The organism is Chitinophagales bacterium, from assembly GCA_016787225.1.
In the GTDB taxonomy this organism is placed as follows: domain Bacteria; phylum Bacteroidota; class Bacteroidia; order Chitinophagales; family JADJOU01; genus CHPMRC01.
In genome coordinates, this window is the sequence record JAEUUY010000006.1 from 176613 (window position 1) to 195680 (window position 19068).

Sequence of the window (19068 nt, forward strand, 5' to 3'; positions counted from 1 at the left end):
AGAATTCAGTAATTTCAAAGCTAGAAGAACAGAAACAAAAATTTGTTCAAACTTTTAACTTTTAACTTTCAACTTTCAACTACCTTTGCTAGACGAGATGAAATTTACAATTAAACTCTTTGTCTTTTGTTTTCTGCTCTTGATTTATTCTTGTGCTACCATTGTTATGCCAAGCGGTGGACCGAAAGATACCACACCACCAGAAATTATCAAAGCTTTTCCTGAAAATAAGTCAGTTAACTTTTCAGACAATAAAATTGTCCTTCATTTCAATGAGTTCGTTGAGCTCAATACACCGCAAACAAACATTTCGGTCTCTCCGTATTCCATTATAAAGCCAAAAACGAATGTGATAGGAAAAAAGGTGGTTTTAAACTTTGAAGAAGGGCTCAAGCAGAATACAACCTACACCATAGATTTTAACAATGCCATTAAGGATTTTAATGAAGGCAACTTAATTTCAAATTATAGATTAACATTTAGTACAGGACCCAGATTGGATTCGGGAAAACTATTGGTAACTGTAAACGATGCTAAGACAGGCCTGTCTAGTGATATGACCAAGGTATGTTTAGTGAAAAACAAATCTGATTTTTTTGGTAAAAATTATAAATATGTTGCCAATGCGTCAAATGGCTTGTCAGATTTTTACAGTTTAACTCAAGAGCCATTTTATGTATATGCTTTTGTGGATTCTAACATGAATATGACTTGGGAAAAAACAGAGGCCATAGGATTTTTAAATGAACCCCACAAGGCGGGAACAAACCATAAAATCAAGCTTTTTCAGCAAAACCAAAAGAAAACGAATTTCTTTGTAACTCCTATTAGCACAACCGAATACGATATTACAGCAAGTGAAGATATTTTTTTTCCGCAGCTGTTAGATTTAGAAAACGAATTGATAAAACTAAGCCCCCGTCATTTTAAGTTAATTGTAAAAACGAGTGTTTCCGCACAATCGCTTAGGATAAGACACGGATTAGACAAATATGAAACTTTAGAATTAGCGGCAAATAAACCCAGTAAATATATTGAAAAATTATCAAAAATTGAATCTCGAAGCACGGAGCTAGTTCCAGCGGACACCGTAAAAATTCACTTTAATGCACTTATTACCAAAATAGATACCACAAGAATCAAACTAAAATCAAAAGCATTGAATAATAAATCGCAATTTTCTATACACAAAAACAAACTTTTAATCTTAGGATTAGATTTAGGTCAAGAATATCAATTAATAATAGATAGCCAAGCGATATATTCTTCCGCTCGATATAATTTACCTCTAACCCAAACAATAACAACCTTTCCGAAGGAAAAATATTATAAAGAATTAACCATAACCCTAGATCCGAATCTAGCTTCAAATAAAAAAGCTAAATTGTTTCAGATTATTGATAATGAATGGATACCGATAGCAAAAGAAGCGAAACTGAAACTTAACAATGTATATGGAGATGAATTGAAGTTCGATATTCTTATAGACATGAACAACGATGGACTATGGACCACAGGAGACATAGAAAAGGATATACAACCAGAACAGTTGTACCGAGAAACCATTAAGTTGGAACCCAAAAAAACAGATTATTTGCTAAAAATTACAAGCCCTTAACCACAAAAGTTAGAAATATATGTCCGCTATTATCTTGCCTGTCCAAGGAAAATCGCCAAATATTCCGAAATCGTGCTTTATAGCACCCAATTGTACTATAGTGGGCGAGGTGGAAATGGGAGAAGAATGCAGCGTATGGTTTAATGCAATCGTGCGTGGCGATGTGCATTATATCAAAATGGGTCATAAAGTCAATGTACAGGATGGAGCCGTCATTCACTGCACCTATCAAAAATGCCCCACAAACATCGGCAATAATGTATCGATAGGCCATAGAGCTATAGTCCATGGGTGTACCATTCACGATAATGTCTTAATTGGGATGGGGGCTATTGTAATGGATAACGCAATTGTTGAGTCTAATTCTATCGTTGGTGCAGGATCAGTCGTTACCGAAGGTACTCATATAAAATCTGGCGAAGTGTGGGCGGGTGTTCCGGCAAGAAAAATTAAAGATATCAACGAAGAATTACAAAAAGATACTCTAGAAAGAATTTCGAATAATTATGTCATGTACAGCTCTTGGTTTAAAAAAAATTAGAAGATAGATTTGAGATATTAGAAATTAGATAAAAATTTAAAGTGATTTATGTGTCTTAGAGCCTTTGTCGAAAAAATATAGCAAATGGAAGAAAGCGTAGTTTTGGTTAATGAGGAAAATGAAGTTATGGGATTGATGCCCAAAATAGAAGCACATGAAAAAGGTATGCTTCATAGGGCTATTAGTATTCTTTTATACAATTCCCAGGGCGAAATGCTGATTCAACAGCGAGCTAAGACTAAATATCATTGGCCTCTGATCTGGTCCAATGCGGTATGTTCACATCCACGAGAAAATGAAAGTTTTCAGGAAGCCGCCGAGAGAAGATTAAAGGAAGAGCTAAACATAAGATGTTCATTAGAAGAAATATATCGCTTTGTATATAAAGCACAAGATGAACAAACAGGTCTTATCGAACATGAATACGATGTAGTATATAAAGGTATCTATGATGGAGATGTTCCATTCAACCCCGATGAGATTGAATCTATTAGATGGATAGCTTTAGACAGTTTGTCCCAAGAGATTGAAAATGAGCCAGAAAAGTTTAGTTTTTGGTTTAAAGAGATATTGAAAAAATTTGAATAACAAAACAGCGTTTTTTATAAATAATGAAAGAAGAATTAGCATTTCCATAGCTATAACCTTGGCTGTTATTGGAGCCCTTACGGCAAAAAATTATCAAAACAACTTTAAAATTTTTCAGGGAGCCTATTTTCATTTCATAGAAATGCTTCCATTACACAATGCTTATCCTGAGGAATATTTTGATTTTTTATTGTATGGACCTGCATTTTCTCTCATAGTCGCTCCTTTTTCTCAGATTTATTTTCATGTCGATAAAGTTTTGTGGGTGGTTTTTAATGGTCTTTTGTATATCTATGCTATGGATAAGATCTTCGATAATAAAAAGGGATTTTATTATTCGTGGATATTTATTTGCTTCCAGGACATATACATTTCGGGGTTATCTTTTGAAATCACAAATGCCATGGTGGGTATTATTGTTTTGTCATTTATATTCATAGAGCGGCACCGATTTTTTCATTCCGGGTCTATAGCGGGTTTTTTCTCTACAATAAAACTTTTTCCAGTAGTAACCCTTTTGTTTTTTTCTCAAAAGCCTGAAAAGAAGTTTATTTTTGGCTTTGTTTTTGGTTTGTTTTTAGCAGTTTTTTTGCCTGCGATTTTCTCAAATCTTGATTATACTTTAAACTCTTATTATGAATGGTTTAAGGCACTTCAGCTAAAAGATTCATTGAACTGCCAGTCGAATTCTATGATAGATTATTCCTTGCCAGGATTGTTTAGAAAAAACTTGAACTATATAAATTTTTCAACATGGCTTTTTTTACTTTTTGGAATCTTCTCATTATTCCCACTCTTTGTTAAAAACTGGTATTTTAAAAACCTAAAATATGAATTGTTGGTTCTTGGGATCTTGTCTTGTTTCATTTTTAATAGTAGTTCAGAATCGCCTACAATTATAATTTCGTCAACGGCTGTGGCCCTGTGGTGGAATTTAATAGAAAAGAAAAAAACGGTTATGAGCTATTTATTTTTAGTATGCTACATGCTTTTTACTGCTATTCCTTCCATAACAGGTTATCCTGAAGAGTTTAAACAGGAAATACTTCACGCTAGGGGATTTCGAGCTCTAATGCCCGTTCTTTTGTGGTTTTATGTTTTAGCGCAATCATATAGAAAGCAGAAAATTTTCGGCAAATCAATACCTCAACTAGTCAACACCTAGACAAATATTCCAATGTAAATAATTCTATTTATCTACAAAATCCTTAATTTCGCCCCATGTTAAAAATCAAACCACAAAACCCTAAAGGCGTTAGAGACTTTTTGCCCGAGGAAAATCGAAAACGCGAATACATCATTGGTGTCATGAGAAAACACTTTGAGTTATTTGGTTTTCAATCAATCTATAATCCGGTATTTGAACGATTAGAAACCCTTCAAGGAAAATATGGCGAGGAAGGGGATAAACTGTTATTCAAAATTTTGAATTCAGGTGAATATCTAGATGAAAAGGGATTAAAAATTTTAGAGACTAAGCCTATTCAGTTTGGAAAGCTTACCCAAGAAATCTCTTCCAAAGGCCTTCGCTATGACCATACCGTTCCTCTTGCTCGTTTCGTATCTCAGTATCAGAATGATTTGACTTTTCCATTTAAGCGTTATGTGATAGGTCCTGTTTGGAGGGCGGATAGACCTCAAAAAGGTCGCTATCAAGAGTTTTTTCAATGCGATGCTGATATCGTCGGCTCCAAAGGACTGGTAGGCGATGTGGAAATGGCCTCTCTGTTCCTAACGGTATTTCAAGAACTTAAGCTAAAAGTTGAAATAAGGATAAATAATAGAAAGATATACAATGGAATATGTGAGGAAATTGGTATAGAAGAAAGTAATATAACATTGGTTTCGACCATTCTCGACAAATGGGATAAAATTGGAGAAGAAAAGGTAAAAGAAGAGTTAGCACAAATCATAGGTGAAGAAAAAACAAACAAGTTATTAAATATTCTGTCTGTTCAAACTCTTGACGAATTCAATTCAAAATTCAAAATTGAAAATTCAAAATTGACGGAAGGTCTCACCGAGCTCAAATATATTTTCACACATGCGCAATCAGAAAACCTAAAATTCGACCTTAAACTACTCAGAGGATTAGACTATTATACTGGTACAGTTCTTGAGGTGGTTTCTGCAGAAATGGCTTATGGAAGCATCGGTGGTGGCGGTCGCTATGATAATTTAACGGAAATATTTGGTTTGCGAGACATATCGGGAATAGGAATTTCCTTTGGATTAGATAGAGTTTTTGATGTTATGACCGAACTGAAGAGATTTCCTGAAAATTCTGAAGCAAAAAAGACACTGATACTCAATTTGACAGAGGCAGCGACAAGCCAATATTTTTCTTTACTAAGCGAAATTCGCGGCGCAGGTAAAATCGTAGATTTATATCCTAGTATAGCTAAAATGGATAAGCAACTCGCTTATGCAGACAAGGCTGGTTATACCTATGCTATTATTATTGGTGAAAACGAATTTAATAGCAAGCAAGTTACTATTAAGGATCTAGAACAACGCCTTCAGTCGACAGTAAATATCAATCAAATACAGACTTATTTATAATCTAATGCCGTTTAGAATTCTGTAATAGTTCTCCTGATAGCTATCGGGACGCTACGCTCCAATGGACTAAACACAATTCACAACGGTATTTACCAATCTATGCATATAAAACACTAGGACTATTTAATATGTAAGATTGGTATAATGTTGGTAAAATCCATCCTAGACTAAATAGAGTTCAACTATTTTTACAAGTCAAATATTCAAAATTTAGAATTATAAATTCATAATTAATAATAGTGCACTATTTAGACGAACTTAACGAAATTCAACGACAGGCTGTGACGGAGTTTGAAGGCCCCGTAATGATCAATGCAGGACCTGGCTCAGGTAAGACCAGAGTATTGACGTATAGAATCGCCTTTATGATGGAACAAGGAGTCCAGCCATATAATATATTAGCATTAACCTTTACCAATAAGGCTAGTAAGGAAATGCGGGAGCGAATTGAGAAATTAATAGGTTCAGATGCGCGCAATCTTTTTATGGGTACATTTCATAGTGTATTCGCGAGAATACTGAGAACCAAGGCCTCCATGCTAGGCTATACAAATAATTTTAGTATTTATGATTCGGATGATACCAAGTCTGTAATCAAGGCTATTGTAAAGGAATTAGGATTGAATGAAGATTTGTACAAAGCTAATTATGTCTATAGTCGAATCTCCAATTTGAAAAATAATCTTATCAATTATCGACTCTACGCAACTAGCGAAGACTTGATAGCAGAGGATGTAGAAGCCAATCGCCCACGAATGGGAGATGTGTTTCGACATTATTCAGAGAAATGTTTTAAGAATAATGCGATGGATTTCGACGATTTGCAGTTGAAATTCTATGAACTAATTGTTCGTTTCCCAGAAGTGCTCTATGAATTTCAGCACAAGTTTCAGTTCATAATGGTGGATGAGTTTCAGGATACGAATTTCGCGCAATATTCAATTATCAAAAAGTTGGGGGATGTCTATCAAAATATTTGTGTTGTAGGAGACGATAGTCAGAGCATTTATGCGTTTCGCGGCGCGAGTATTGACAATATCTTGAGTTTTCAAAAAGACTATTCAGATACCAAAGTTTTTAAATTGGAACAAAATTATCGAAGCACACAAACCATCGTAGACGCTGCAAACAAGATTATTAAGCACAATCAGCATCAGCTAGAAAAAACAATATGGACATCGAATAGCCAAGGAGAAAAAATAAAACTACTTAAAACGTTTTCCGACAATGATGAAGGCAAGCAAATAGTAGATGATATATTTCATCTCTGTATGACCAAGCAAATTTCCTATGCGGATGTGGCTATTCTCTATCGCACCAACTCTCAATCACGCTCTTTTGAAGAAGCATTGCGTAGAAAAAATATTCCTTATATTATTTATGGCGGTATTTCGTTTTATCAGCGAAAAGAGGTCAAAGATTTAATAGCATATTTAAAACTCATTGTCAATCCATATGATGAAGAGGCACTAAAACGTGTTATCAATTATCCATTAAGAGGTATAGGAGACACTAGTTTTCAAAAAATGGTGGTTTATGCCTCTGGTAATAACATGAAGATATGGGATGTCATAGAAAATATAAGTGAAAATAAGGTGGTTACAGGTCGCACGGCCGAAGCTATAGAAAAGTTTTATACTATGATTCGAGCGCAACAAGTGCAAAGTGAACGGAACGCGCATGAAGTAGCTACAGAAATTGCAAAACAATCCGGATTATTAGGAGAACTCTATGCAGATAAGTCAGTAGAAGGCGTGAGTCGATACGAGAATTTACAGGAGCTATTGAATTCTATAAAAGAATTTGTCGAAAATGATGAAGTAATAGAAAATGAAGAAATGGCAACCGATAAGTCGCTGGGATCATTTTTACAATCCGTTACCTTACTTACAGATAAAGACACACAGACTGAAGATAAGCCCTCTGTTAAATTGATGACCATCCATGCTTCAAAGGGTCTGGAATTTAAGGCGGTATATTTAGTAGGTTTAGAGGAAAATTTATTTCCTTCTCAGCGTTCGAGCTATACCTTAGAGGACTTAGAAGAAGAGCGCAGGCTGTTTTATGTTGCTGTGACACGCGCAGAGTCGCATTTAATGCTAAGTTTTGCGACGAGTCGGTATAAATTTGGTCAAATTAACCCAAGTGAACCAAGTCGATTTTTAAAAGAACTTCCCTCGGAAATAATAGACTTTAAAGGAGCGCCTAACCCTGAACTAGATCAAAATCCATTTGCGAAAAAAACATTGCAATACCAACCTAATTCCTTGGTCAAGACAATAAGACAGGTTAATTTAGCATCTGCAGTAGATGCTAAAAACTTCGTAGCAGATAGTCCAGACAAACTCATAGCAGGGATGGAAATTTTACATATTCAATTTGGCAACGGAAAAATCACAGAAATTTCAGGAGATGGAGACAAGAAAATAGCCACGATTGATTTCAATGGCAATATAAAGAAGATAATGCTAAAATATGCAAAAGTACAGATAGTGAGTTGACTTTAGTAATTAACAGTCATTCGTGACGCAGCGTAGAGTAGTTCAGGAATCTAAGTAAAACTAAGTTTAAATAATACAAACAATGGAAAAGAATTGGAGTGAAGTTAAAGCAGAATCATCATGGTTGATGTTCAAGATCATGAGCGAATTTGTGGAAGGATTTGAGAAAATGCCCAAGATAGGGCCTTGCATCTCTATCTTTGGGAGTGCACGTACTAAGCCTGATGAACCCTATTATGAGAAGGCGGAGCGAATGGCCATGAAATTAGTTCACGAGGGATTTGGCATTATTACAGGAGGAGGGCCGGGGATTATGGAGGCTGCAAATAAAGGCGCTCAGGCCGCTGGAGGAAAATCGGTAGGTCTCAATATAGTTTTACCGCATGAGCAGAAACCCAACGAATATATTGATATCGATAAGTCATTTGATTATAATTTCTTTTTTGTACGTAAGGTTATGTTTGTAAAATACGCACAAGCGTTTATCATTTTTCCAGGGGGATTTGGCACTATGGATGAATTGTTTGAAGTACTGACCTTAGTGCAAACTAATAAAATTGATAAAATACCAATTGTTTTATACGGAAGTGACTTTTGGGGTGGCTTAAAAGAATGGATTATTCAAACCATGAAAGAGTTTCAATATATATCCGATGGAGATGAAAACTTTCTAGAAATTGTCGATACTACCGATGAGGCGATGGCAGTAGTACGAAAGTTTTATGCGCACGAAAGTTTAAGACCGAATTTCTAGATTTTTTAATTCATTCTCAAAGTATTCTTGTTCTTTTGTAAAATTTATATGAGGATTAGACTTCATATATTCAAATATTTTAGCTATATAGGATTTTAAAAAATTTATGTGTTCTACTGTGCCGCCATGTTTTGCTCTATGATTCATTGCAAGGTGTAGTTGATGAAATTTGTCCATATCTTCGTATGAATTTGAATCTATACATAAGTTTTTAAAATAGTCAAATACAATATTAGTTGCCAAGTAGTTTGGGTGAGCAAAATCTATGTCAAAAAATCGGTAGTCTCTTAATACATCTATTACAATTTCATAGGAAGGGAAATAATAGATTTCAGGGTGTTTTTGGGTAATTAGATTAATCGCTTCTATCAATCGTGCCTTGCTGCGATTATTTTCTATCACACCATCTCTTAAATGTCTTACTGGACTTATAGTTAATGTCAGCTTAATGCCTGGATTAATTTTTAGCAATAAGTCATATATATTTTCTAGGCTTTTTAAAATATCGTTTATTGGTAACAAAGTTTTTCGAAAATCATTCTGTGGTGCTTTGTGACAATTGGCTACCCAAATATTCTCATCGTTATGAAAATATGAGAAGGCACTTCCTAAAGTAATAATTACATGTTGTGCTTGAGATAAGAAGGTTTCACTTTTAATAATTGAATTATTAATACTCTTCAGCGCGGTTTGAGCAGATAAATTAGAAAAATTGGTGTGATGATTCCAACTGCCATATAGATCATGATAAAGAAAAAGGTCTTCCAAGCGGTATTTTTTTTTGTTGTAAATTTCTGAAAAACATCGTTCAATAGACAAAATGTCAAATAAAATGCCATATGGATTCGACATAACAGAGAATTTCCGCTGGGACAATAAAGCAAAAATGTTTTCAGAAAAACAAGATCCTATAAGGAAAATAGAGTCTTTTAAACCAATCTTATGCGTTGAATGTGAAAAGTTTGGGTCAAGGTATAACTTAAAATTAGACACTGTGCAATTTATTTTATACAATATTAATAAATTCTATATCTTTGCCATAGTTCTAAAATCTTAAAATTCTAAAATCTAAATTTATGAATAAACTATTAAAATTGTCTATGGTTGCTGGTTTTGCAGCATATTCTATCTTTGTCCAGGCTCAAGACAATCCCACATCTTTGAAGAACATATCAGATAAGGATGCTGTGTCGGTAACTAAGAAACTGAATATGCGCATATATGGTGGCCCTTCTATGGATTTTATGTACGAAGGTGAACACTCTGTAATGAAAGGTGGTCGATTCGGCATGAATGGAGGCTTCGAGGTTAATAAAACTTTTTCGAAAAGAGCGTATGGTATTATAGGCATTGGAATCACATCTGGAGGCTTTGAAAGATGGATAAATGATGATCCTTCTGTTAAAAGTAAAACTTCCTTTGATCAAATAACGGCATTAGAGGTTCCAATAGGGTTAGGTTTTAATTTAGGAAAAGAGTCTCCAAGAGGGTTTTTTACAAACTTCACCTTAATCAATAGCGTTACATTAAGATCGGAGTCAAACTTCACCATTGTCCCTTTTGGAAGTTTCGCTGCTAGTTCTAATCAAGTGAACAATACCTTTGACAATTTTAACTTAGGCGCTAGAGCAGAATTTGGTATCAAAACTAAGTTTGAAGGAAATAGCTATGCTGCCTTCAGTTTAGCACCAAGAGCGATGTTTTACAATAGATTCTCAACTAATACTAAGCAATTTACAGGCCTAAGCATAGCAGCACTTATGAGCTTCTACTTTTAATTAATTATAACATTAAATTATAGAGTCGGCTTTTTGGCCGACTTTTTTTTTCATTAGTCAAAATTTCTACAGTGAAGAGACCACTAGCTTTAGCATCCGATTTTTTTCAAGAAAGGCGAAATCAGTTTTTAAAAAACCTAAAACCAAACTCAATTGCTATCTTTCATTCAGGAGATATCTTTCATAAATCTGCAGACGCTAATTTTTCTTTTTTTCAAAACCCAGATACGTTTTATCTATCTGGCATAGACCAGGAAGAAACCATTTTAGTTTTATTTCCAGATGCACCTAACCCCTTATGGAAAGAGGTGTTGTTTATACGTGAAACGAGCGAATATATCAAAGTTTGGGAAGGATTTAAATATACTTTAGAAGAAGCTAAGACTATCTCGGGTATTGCGAATGTCAATTGGAATAAGAGTGCTGATAGTTTGCTTAAAACAATGATGCATTATGCAGAGCACATCTATGTAAACCTGAATGAGCACGATAGAGCAAGTTATGATGGAGATTATATGGATTTGCGAAAGTTGAGAGGTATTCAACGAGATTTTCCAGCACATAAATATGAGCGAAGTGCTCCTATTCTGGGTAGATTGCGAATGGCAAAAACCAAGGAAGAAATAGATGTCATGCAAAAAGCGGCGGATATTACCACAGAGACATTTGTAAAACTTTTAAAAGAAATAAAGAATTTCAAATCGGAACACGAAGTGGAGGCGTTTATTTTGTATGAGTTTCATAAGAATCAGGCGATTCAAGCATACAATGCCATTATTGCTGGTGGTCAGAACTCATGCATTTTACATTATAATGACAACAATAGGCCATTAATCAAAGGAGAAATATTGTTGATGGATTTTGGTTGTTCGTATTCAAACTATGCTTCAGATTTATCTAGAACGATTCCTATAGGAGGCAAGTTTTCTGCACGTCAAAAACAAATTTACAATGCTACCCTAGATGTTTTTAAGGCTGCCAAAGAAATCGCAAACACTAGCCTTAGCCTCATGGAATGGAATAATGAAGGCAAGAAAATAATGGAGCAAAAATTGATTGAAATAGGCTTGTTAGATAAAGTCGATGTTAAAAATCAAGATCCAAACAATCCGCTTTATAAAAAGTATTTTCCTCATGGATTGGGTCACTATTTAGGTTTAGATGTACATGATGTGGGAAATCATTATATAAAAATGCCGGAAAACGCAGTGATAACCAATGAGCCTGGTATATATATTTGGGATGAAAATTTGGGAGTTAGAATAGAGAATGATTTAGTTATTACCTCAAATAGTGTTTTAGATCTCATGCAAAATTGCCCAATAGAGGTAGAAGAAATAGAGGATTTAATGAGCTAAGTTTATGTTTAAAAGAATATTAGCTGGTTTGTTTTTCATAGTTAATTTAAGTAACGCACCCAAGGCCATTGGTAATCTCAATAAAGGTTTGGCTAGTCAAGATTATTATGCAAGTGGGAGGGGATTCACCTATTTTATTAGCTGGCTTATTTTTTTCGGTTTGATAATTTGGTTATGGAAAAGTGGTGGCAAACAAAGAGAGAGTAACTCTGAATAATTATGCAAAATTTAATTTCCCAGTATAACCTAGACTCAAGGATTGATTTACTGGGAAAGGCGGAACTTAATTTGTCAAAAACATCTTTTGATGCATTAGTCTATTATCATACAATAAAGAAAAATAAAGGTAGACACTTGTTTTTCTTGAATACAGAAGAAGATGCAAAAAACTTATTACATGATTTACAGTGCTTAAATGTCGAGTGCGAGTGTGTTTTATTAGAGCCGTCCTTTACGATAAAAAATAATCACCTAGAACCAACTAGACATAAGCAAATTTTGAGGCAACGAGCTTTTGAGTCTTTTAGACAGCTTCCTGAAATCGTTTTGATAGCTTATCCTTTATCCCTTATAGAGAATACACTCATCTGTTCCTCGCAAGATTTAAGACGGCAAGTTAAAACTGGACAAGAAATAAAGCTTTCTGACTGGATACATTTTTTAGAAGAACTAGAGTATGAGCGAACCAATTATGTTTATGAATACGGACAATATGCTATTCGGGGAAATATTATAGACATATATTCTTTTGCTCATCAGCATCCATTGAGGATAGAACTTTTCGATATAGCCATCGAAGAAATCAGAGAATTTGATATAGAGTCACAGCAATCTATTTTATTGAGAAAAGAAGCTGTCATCTCTCCCTCTCCTTCTTTCATCGCTCGCAATCGCAAGACAGAAAAGATTCACCCCTTTCACCTCATCAGGAAGGAGGATACTATATGGGTAGAACAGTTTTTTTATCAAAAACTAACCCGAGAGCTGGAGTCAATAAAAGCCCTAGACTCTGTCGATTTTAATGAAATAATAATTGAATCTCAAATCCCCAATATTCATAGCCAACCTCAAGTCTTTTCCTTGATTCACCCTGAAGATCTATTAAAAAATACAGTTCAACCCACGCCTATAATTCATAAGAATTTTAACAAACTACATCAAACACTCAGTGAATTAAAGAATGGCGGATATCAAATTTATATTCAATCAGAAGATGAAAATCAGCATGACCGTTATCGCGCAATCTTTCATGATTTGGGTGAAAGTATTCCATTCATGGAATTAAACCATGAGTTATCGAAAGGGTTTGTAGATACTACCCAGAAAGTAGCTGTTTTCACAACGCATGAAATATTTGCTCGCAGAATGAGGGATTCATTGTCTACACAAACGAATATATCGGCACAAGCACAACTCTTAAAATCAATTAAAGAATTAGTTCCAGGAGATTATGTAACTCATATCGATCATGGAGTAGGTAGATTTTCTGGTTTGGAGAAATTAGAAGTAGGAGGGCATATTCAAGAAGCGGTTCGGCTCATCTATGCCAATAATGATATTCTCTATGTTCATATCAATTCGATACATAAAATTAGTAAATACGTTGGCAAAGAAGGTAGCGAGCCTAGAATGCATCGTTTGGGAAGCGATACTTGGGAAAATACCAAGCGCAAGACCAAGAAAAAAATAAAAGATATAGCCGAAGATTTAATTAAGCTGTATGCTAAAAGAAAAGCCAGTAAAGGCTTTGCCTTTTCTCCAGACACGTATCTGCAACTAGAGTTAGAGTCATCATTCGAATATGAAGACACGCCTGATCAGGCACAAGCTACTCTAGATGTGAAGACAGATATGGAAAAGGAGATTCCTATGGATAGACTTATTTGTGGGGATGTGGGATTTGGGAAAACAGAGGTAGCTATCCGTGCAGCATTTAAGGCAGTCGCAGATTCTAAACAAGTGGCAGTATTGGTTCCCACTACTCTACTTGCTTTTCAGCATTATCATACCTTCAAAAGACGATTAGAAAACTTACCGTGTAATATTGAATTTATCAATAGATTCAAAACCACTAAGGAGAAAAATGAGATTCTCAAAAGACTAGAGCTAGGTCAGGTAGATATTTTAATAGGAACACATGCTATCGTGGGTAAAAATGTAAAATTTAAAGACCTAGGATTGCTAATTATAGACGAGGAACAGAAATTCGGAGTACAGGTCAAGGAAAAATTAAAGGAACTAAAGCTCAATGTAGATACCCTCACTTTAACTGCTACCCCTATCCCGAGAACCCTTCAATTTTCATTATTAGGAGCTAGAGACTATAGTTTGATTCAAACTCCTCCCCCTAATCGTCAATCTGTTTATACTGAGCAAACCGTTTTAGATCCAGAATACCTCAAAGAAATAATTCAGAATGAGGTAGGACGAGGTGGACAGGTTTTTTTTGTGCATAATAAGGTCAAAGACTTATTTCAAATGAAGGAAATGCTTCAGACGATATTACCTAATCTAGATATAGCTCTTGCGCATGGTCAGTTAGAAGGAGAAGTTATAGAGCAAACAATAATGGACTTTATAGAGAAAAAGTATGATGTATTGCTCAGCACGAATATTATAGAATCAGGAATTGATATATCTAATGTGAATACCATTATCATCAATAATGCACATCAATTTGGGTTGAGCGACCTGCATCAGTTGAGAGGACGAGTGGGGAGAAGTGATCGCAAAGCTTATTGTTATCTTTTATCACCACCATACAGTACCTTAACTAGTGATGCCAAGCAACGATTAAACGCAATGGAACAAAATGCAGAATTGGGTTCTGGATTTCAGATAGCTATGCGAGACTTAGATTTGAGAGGAGCTGGAAACCTACTGGGAGGAGAGCAATCTGGCTTTATATCAGATATTGGCTATGATACATTTATGAAAATACTGGATGAAGCTATCACAGAACTTAAAGAAGTCGATTACAAAGATCTTTATACTGATGAGAAAAAGGAAAAAATATATGTCAAGGAATGCCAAATAGAAACAGATTATGATATGTATATACCAGATAAGTACATCACAGGATCGCAAGAAAGACTGAATGTATACACTGAACTTAATCAGATAAAAACAGAAAAGGAGTTAGTCAACTACCTAGCAAAACTAAAAGACATATACGGAAAACTACCATTACAGATTCGCGATATTTGCGATGCTATTCGCCTAAAATGGATAGCAACAAAACTCGGTATGGAAAGGATAAGTATCAAGAATGGACGAATGCGATGTTACTTAGTTCAGAGTCAAGAATCTGAGTTTTATCAATCCGAAATTTTTGGAAAAATACTCAATTATCTCGCACAATATCCCGTGGGGAGTTCAATGAAACAAACCAGTCAATATATTATACTGGAATTCTCAATCTTTAAGAATTGTGTAGAGGCTAAGGATAAGTTAGAGCATATATTAAATTGTGCAATGGATTTAGCGGATGCTAAAGTGTAACCAAGGTATACTTTATTGTAATAGTTTAGATTTAACAACCGTCAGATTAAATCTAAACTATTACATTTATTGAGTGTTTTTCAGCAAACCCTAATTGCGTCCATAAAGAGTTAAAATTTGATTTTTTACTTCGTCCTTAGTTGTTTCTTTATAATTGTCGAGGATTATTGACTTTTGTGAAGTATTCGCAGATAAGAGTGTTGATAGCATTTTCCCTTCCACCATTTTAATGCCGAGCACGTAGACTTCTTGATTTAATCCCATATTTCTAAAATTGAATTTAGAGTTAGTTCTATATTCATTTTGAAACAATGATTTTTGTTGCTTCATTATGACATACACTTTAACATAGTCTATAGTATTGGCATCTACTATAAAGTTTGTCATTTGATTTCTGTCAAACTTATCTACGTTTATCCACCCTAGATTGGCACTTGTTATTACATAGTAACCAAAATCAACAATAGCTTGAGCCGCTTCTTTTCTGGCGATCATTTCTTGTTCCTCCCGAACCTTTCGAATACTATCCGTTCCTTTATCTACATTATAGTCACTCACATCGCCGCCTATCGAAGTGATATTCATGCCTCCAAAAGGCTCTCTAGTTATTTTAAATGGAACAGCAATAGTGTAAGTATAATCTATCGGTTTGTCATCAAGCATGGCTGGTGTCCAACGAGGCATAAGCTCCACCAGTCGCAGTGCTTCTTTGTCCAAGGAGCTCTCTACTCCTTTTATTAGTTTAGGCTCAAAAATTTCACCTTTTTCAGTGATTAGAAATTTAATTTTAACTTCACCCTCTACTCCTTTTGTAAATGCTCTTGTCGGATATCGACGGTTTTGTTGAATAAAATGCTTTAATGATTCTTGACCCTCCGCAAATATTGGAAGAGTTTTTCTAGAAATAACTTTACCTGGCTTTTCATAAGATGTTTTCCAGTTGATAGTTCCTTTTTCTTTGACACCATAAAACGTGGACATTCCTGTCTGGCAATTATTGCAAGGGACGCTTATCCTTATGTTTCCTCCTTTTCTGACTGCTACATTTTGATTGTTTTCATTGGCTTCGATTTGAATCATTCCTCCTGACTCTAGCGCTTGTCCATCGCTGCGGGTACTTAGACCCTTTTCTAGAAAATCTAGCATAGTTATATACTCATTGACTTTTATAGTTACTGTTTCGGCTAATTCGCCAGTATTCATATTGTACAATGAGCGCCCCTTAATAAAAATTTTTGTGCCATTTCTACAAACAATTGTAGTATCCATAGTAGCATCTATGGTAAAGACGCTAGGTGTATCTGGTGCCTCGAGCGGATTAAAATTCTCAAATTCAGATGATCGTATAATAACATCTACTCGTCGAAACTCGGCCTCAGCATCAGGTGTTAATGACGTCATTTTTTCACCAAAAAACCTAACTTCGATATTTTTCTCCGCAAATCCAAGTGACGCAATAATACTCCTTACTGCCTCTGCACGGCTTTGAGATAAGTTTAAATTTTTATCTTCTGCACCGAGTTTATTGGCATATCCTAAAACAAGGATTGAGACTGACCTGTCTTGTTGTGTTAGCTCTGAACGAAGCTTAGACTCTTCATTGGTATTTAGCGTAGAACTATTGTTTTCAAAATAGTATTTCTTTCGCAGCTCCTGTTGAGCTATAAAAACCGAAGGAACTAGAAACAAAGAAACTAAAATGGGCAAGCGGTACATAGAGCAGATATTTTGGTTTAAACAAAACTCAAACTGCCCTTTTTTAGTATAAAATTTAACAATTAAGCCTCAGTTCGCCGTAGTCTATAGTTAAATTCGTGCAGGGTTTGGCGAAGTCTTTGACTTCGTCAGTGCGTTAGTAAATTTGTAATTTACAAAATAAAAAGGCTATATTCGTATTCTGATAAATATGAAGAATGAAATCGGAGATTTCGATACACTGCGACGTAGTCGTGAGACTACGCCGAACAGAGCAAGAAAACATTTTATATACTACTACGAGTCAAATACATTTTCTTTATAGCTTCAAATACCAAATCCTTTTGCCTCTGAACACCCTCCTCATCGTTATTGAGGGATTCTACTATAGGTAAAAAATCGAGATAAATCTTACCTGGTCGTATTAATAAAGTATTTCTTGGCCACAGGTTTTCGGCTCCATACATGACGAAAGGTACTATAGGAATACCTGTAGCGCAAGAAGTGTTGTAGGCGCCATCTTTGAAGGGCAGCAATGGCTCATCGGTTGTATTGGTTTTTCCTTCTGAGAATACCACCATAGAATATCCTTCCTTCATTTTTTCGATTAATTGTTCCATAGACTTTTTTCGCGAGTCTTTGTCTTCTCTTTTTACAGGAATGTAAAGCCTTTTGAGAATGAATCCCATGAAGGGCCATTTTAAGATTTCTGCCTTGCCTATAAATTTTTTATAATTATAAATAAAGCCTCCAGATATGATAGCATCTAAGAAAGATCGATGATTGCCGACAAAAATATATTGTGTATGAGGGTCAAAGTTTTCTCTTCCTGATTCTACAACTCGGATGCCCCATAAAAAGGCAGAAATTCTTCCGATGATAGTCGGCAACTGATGGGTCCAGCGATACAAGGTGGGATGGCCTGATAAAAGGAAGAAGTACATAAAAGGAAAAAACAAAATATTGAGAGCCAGAAAACTAAGCCCACACCAAAGTGTCCATGGTATAAGATAAAATCTTTTGAGATAGATCATAGTCAAAATAATAAGGTAAAGGTAATAGGTATCTAGATTTTAGGCAAGAATTAATTTTTCTCATGTAATTTTGGCACCTAAATGCTGAACAAGAAGTCTTTTATTGCGGTTTTTCTACTTTCCCTGTTCATATATCCGCAGGTAGAGAAGTTTGCGCATACTCATCATTTAGAGAAAAAAACAAGATTTCAAAATACGTCCAAGTGTCAGATAAATGAAGCACAAGAAGAATGTGCTATTTGCGACTTTGAGTTTTCTATTTTCCAAGTAGCTATTTTATCGTATAACTTCTGTTTTGATATTCAGAAAGAGATTGAGTATTTATCAAGTTATAGGACTCTTGTTTTAGATGCATGTATTCATCATTCACTCCGAGGGCCACCTCTTGGTTAGACTTAATCCAAAGTCAATGTTATCTTTAAGCTTATTTTAAAACTACACTGTCCGAGAAAAGGATAACTGTTTTTTATCATAAGCTTTCTTAAAATCCTTTATTTGCCATTATTACCACGATAGTGAATACAGGAAATCAATTTAATTATTTCTTAAAACAAATCAAATGAAAAATTTATTTTATTCCATTTTTATTATAACATCATCATTACTATTCACAACGAGTTGTAAAAAAGACGACCATAACCATAGTGATCATGATAGCATCAATCGTGTCATATATGAATTAAAGGCTGGTACAGAAACCATCTCCTTAAGTTTTAATGACCCTGATGGCGATGGTGGAGCGGCTCCAGTTATTGTAGGGGGCACACTAAAAGCCAATACGACTTATACTGGTAGCATAAAACTTTATACCCTTCACGATAATCACTATGATGATTTAACTAGTGAAATATTATCGGAAGGCACTAAACATCAATTTTTCTTTAGTTCAACAGCGGCAGGTGTTGTAGTTACTTATGATGATAAAGATGCTGCGAATAATCCAATTGGCCTCACAAACAATCTAAAAACAGCCGCAGCTGGTACCGGGACATTAAAAGTGATTTTAAAACACGAGCCCAATAAGTCTGCTGCAGGTGTGGCTGGCGGCGATGTGACCAATGCAGGAGGCGAAACAGATGTAGATATTAGCTTTCCAATCACAGTAAACTAATTTATTACGAAAAAATTAGTTCTAGTT

16 protein-coding genes are annotated in these 19068 nt (G+C 35.0%); 13 read left to right on the top strand and 3 right to left on the bottom strand.

Annotated features, from left to right (window positions below; genetic code table 11):
* The first annotated feature begins 97 nt into the window (after positions 1 to 97).
* The 7 genes from JNL75_01680 to JNL75_01710 all read left to right on the top strand — a co-directional run bounded on the left by JNL75_01680 (position 98) and on the right by JNL75_01710 (position 8564).
* On the top strand, positions 98 to 1618 hold the full coding sequence (locus JNL75_01680) for an Ig-like domain-containing protein (GenBank protein ID MBL7788526.1): 1521 nt from the start codon (positions 98 to 100) through the stop codon (positions 1616 to 1618).
* 19 nt (positions 1619 to 1637) lie between these two features.
* A complete protein-coding gene (locus JNL75_01685) occupies positions 1638 to 2159 on the top strand; it encodes a gamma carbonic anhydrase family protein (GenBank protein ID MBL7788527.1) in 522 nt (173 codons plus the stop codon).
* Positions 2160 to 2243: 84 nt separating this feature from the next.
* Positions 2244 to 2747: an isopentenyl-diphosphate Delta-isomerase gene (idi, locus tag JNL75_01690; GenBank protein ID MBL7788528.1), complete on the top strand. Its 504-nt coding sequence runs from the start codon at positions 2244 to 2246 to the stop codon at positions 2745 to 2747.
* A complete protein-coding gene (locus tag JNL75_01695) occupies positions 2740 to 3912 on the top strand; it encodes a DUF2029 domain-containing protein (GenBank protein MBL7788529.1) in 1173 nt (390 codons plus the stop codon). The genes idi and JNL75_01695 overlap by 8 nt, the downstream gene beginning before the upstream one ends.
* Positions 3913 to 3968: 56 nt before the next feature.
* Positions 3969 to 5309, top strand: a complete 1341-nt coding sequence (hisS, locus tag JNL75_01700) for a histidine--tRNA ligase (GenBank protein MBL7788530.1) — start codon at positions 3969 to 3971, stop codon at positions 5307 to 5309.
* Between the two features lie 233 nt (positions 5310 to 5542).
* Positions 5543 to 7810, top strand: a complete 2268-nt coding sequence (locus tag JNL75_01705) for an exodeoxyribonuclease V subunit gamma (protein MBL7788531.1) — start codon at positions 5543 to 5545, stop codon at positions 7808 to 7810.
* An 82-nt stretch (positions 7811 to 7892) separates the two neighbouring features.
* A complete protein-coding gene (locus JNL75_01710) occupies positions 7893 to 8564 on the top strand; it encodes a TIGR00730 family Rossman fold protein (GenBank protein MBL7788532.1) in 672 nt (223 codons plus the stop codon).
* Here JNL75_01710 and JNL75_01715 read toward each other — a convergent pair.
* On the bottom strand, positions 8547 to 9557 hold the full coding sequence (locus JNL75_01715; GenBank protein MBL7788533.1) for a GSCFA domain-containing protein: 1011 nt from the start codon (positions 9555 to 9557) through the stop codon (positions 8547 to 8549). The two genes, JNL75_01710 and JNL75_01715, sit on opposite strands and share 18 nt — an antisense overlap.
* An 83-nt stretch (positions 9558 to 9640) precedes the next feature.
* On the opposite strand from JNL75_01715, the gene JNL75_01720 reads away from it, so the two are divergent.
* The 4 genes from JNL75_01720 (at position 9641) to mfd (ending at position 15201) form a co-directional block, all read left to right on the top strand.
* Complete coding sequence (locus tag JNL75_01720; GenBank protein MBL7788534.1) at positions 9641 to 10342, top strand: hypothetical protein; 702 nt, start codon at positions 9641 to 9643, stop codon at positions 10340 to 10342.
* Positions 10343 to 10413: 71 nt separating this feature from the next.
* Positions 10414 to 11700 carry an aminopeptidase P N-terminal domain-containing protein gene (locus JNL75_01725; GenBank protein ID MBL7788535.1) on the top strand — a complete coding sequence of 429 codons (1287 nt, stop codon included), beginning with the start codon at positions 10414 to 10416 and terminating at the stop codon, positions 11698 to 11700.
* Between the two features lie 4 nt (positions 11701 to 11704).
* Positions 11705 to 11917 carry a hypothetical protein gene (locus JNL75_01730; protein ID MBL7788536.1) on the top strand — a complete coding sequence of 71 codons (213 nt, stop codon included), beginning with the start codon at positions 11705 to 11707 and terminating at the stop codon, positions 11915 to 11917.
* A 2-nt stretch (positions 11918 to 11919) separates the two neighbouring features.
* On the top strand, positions 11920 to 15201 hold the full coding sequence (gene mfd / locus JNL75_01735) for a transcription-repair coupling factor (protein MBL7788537.1): 3282 nt from the start codon (positions 11920 to 11922) through the stop codon (positions 15199 to 15201).
* A gap of 90 nt (positions 15202 to 15291) precedes the next feature.
* On the opposite strand, the gene JNL75_01740 is transcribed toward mfd, so the two are convergent.
* Positions 15292 to 16917 carry a TonB family protein gene (locus JNL75_01740; GenBank protein ID MBL7788538.1) on the bottom strand — a complete coding sequence of 542 codons (1626 nt, stop codon included), beginning with the start codon at positions 16915 to 16917 and terminating at the stop codon, positions 15292 to 15294.
* 266 nt (positions 16918 to 17183) lie between these two features.
* A complete protein-coding gene (locus JNL75_01745; GenBank protein MBL7788539.1) occupies positions 17184 to 17930 on the bottom strand; it encodes a 1-acyl-sn-glycerol-3-phosphate acyltransferase in 747 nt (248 codons plus the stop codon).
* Positions 17931 to 18011: 81 nt separating this feature from the next.
* Here JNL75_01745 and JNL75_01750 point away from each other — a divergent pair, with 81 nt between their 5' ends.
* On the top strand, positions 18012 to 18323 hold the full coding sequence (locus JNL75_01750; GenBank protein ID MBL7788540.1) for a hypothetical protein: 312 nt from the start codon (positions 18012 to 18014) through the stop codon (positions 18321 to 18323).
* Between the two features lie 166 nt (positions 18324 to 18489).
* On the top strand, positions 18490 to 19041 hold the full coding sequence (locus JNL75_01755) for a hypothetical protein (protein ID MBL7788541.1): 552 nt from the start codon (positions 18490 to 18492) through the stop codon (positions 19039 to 19041).
* Positions 19042 to 19068: the final 27 nt, after the last annotated feature.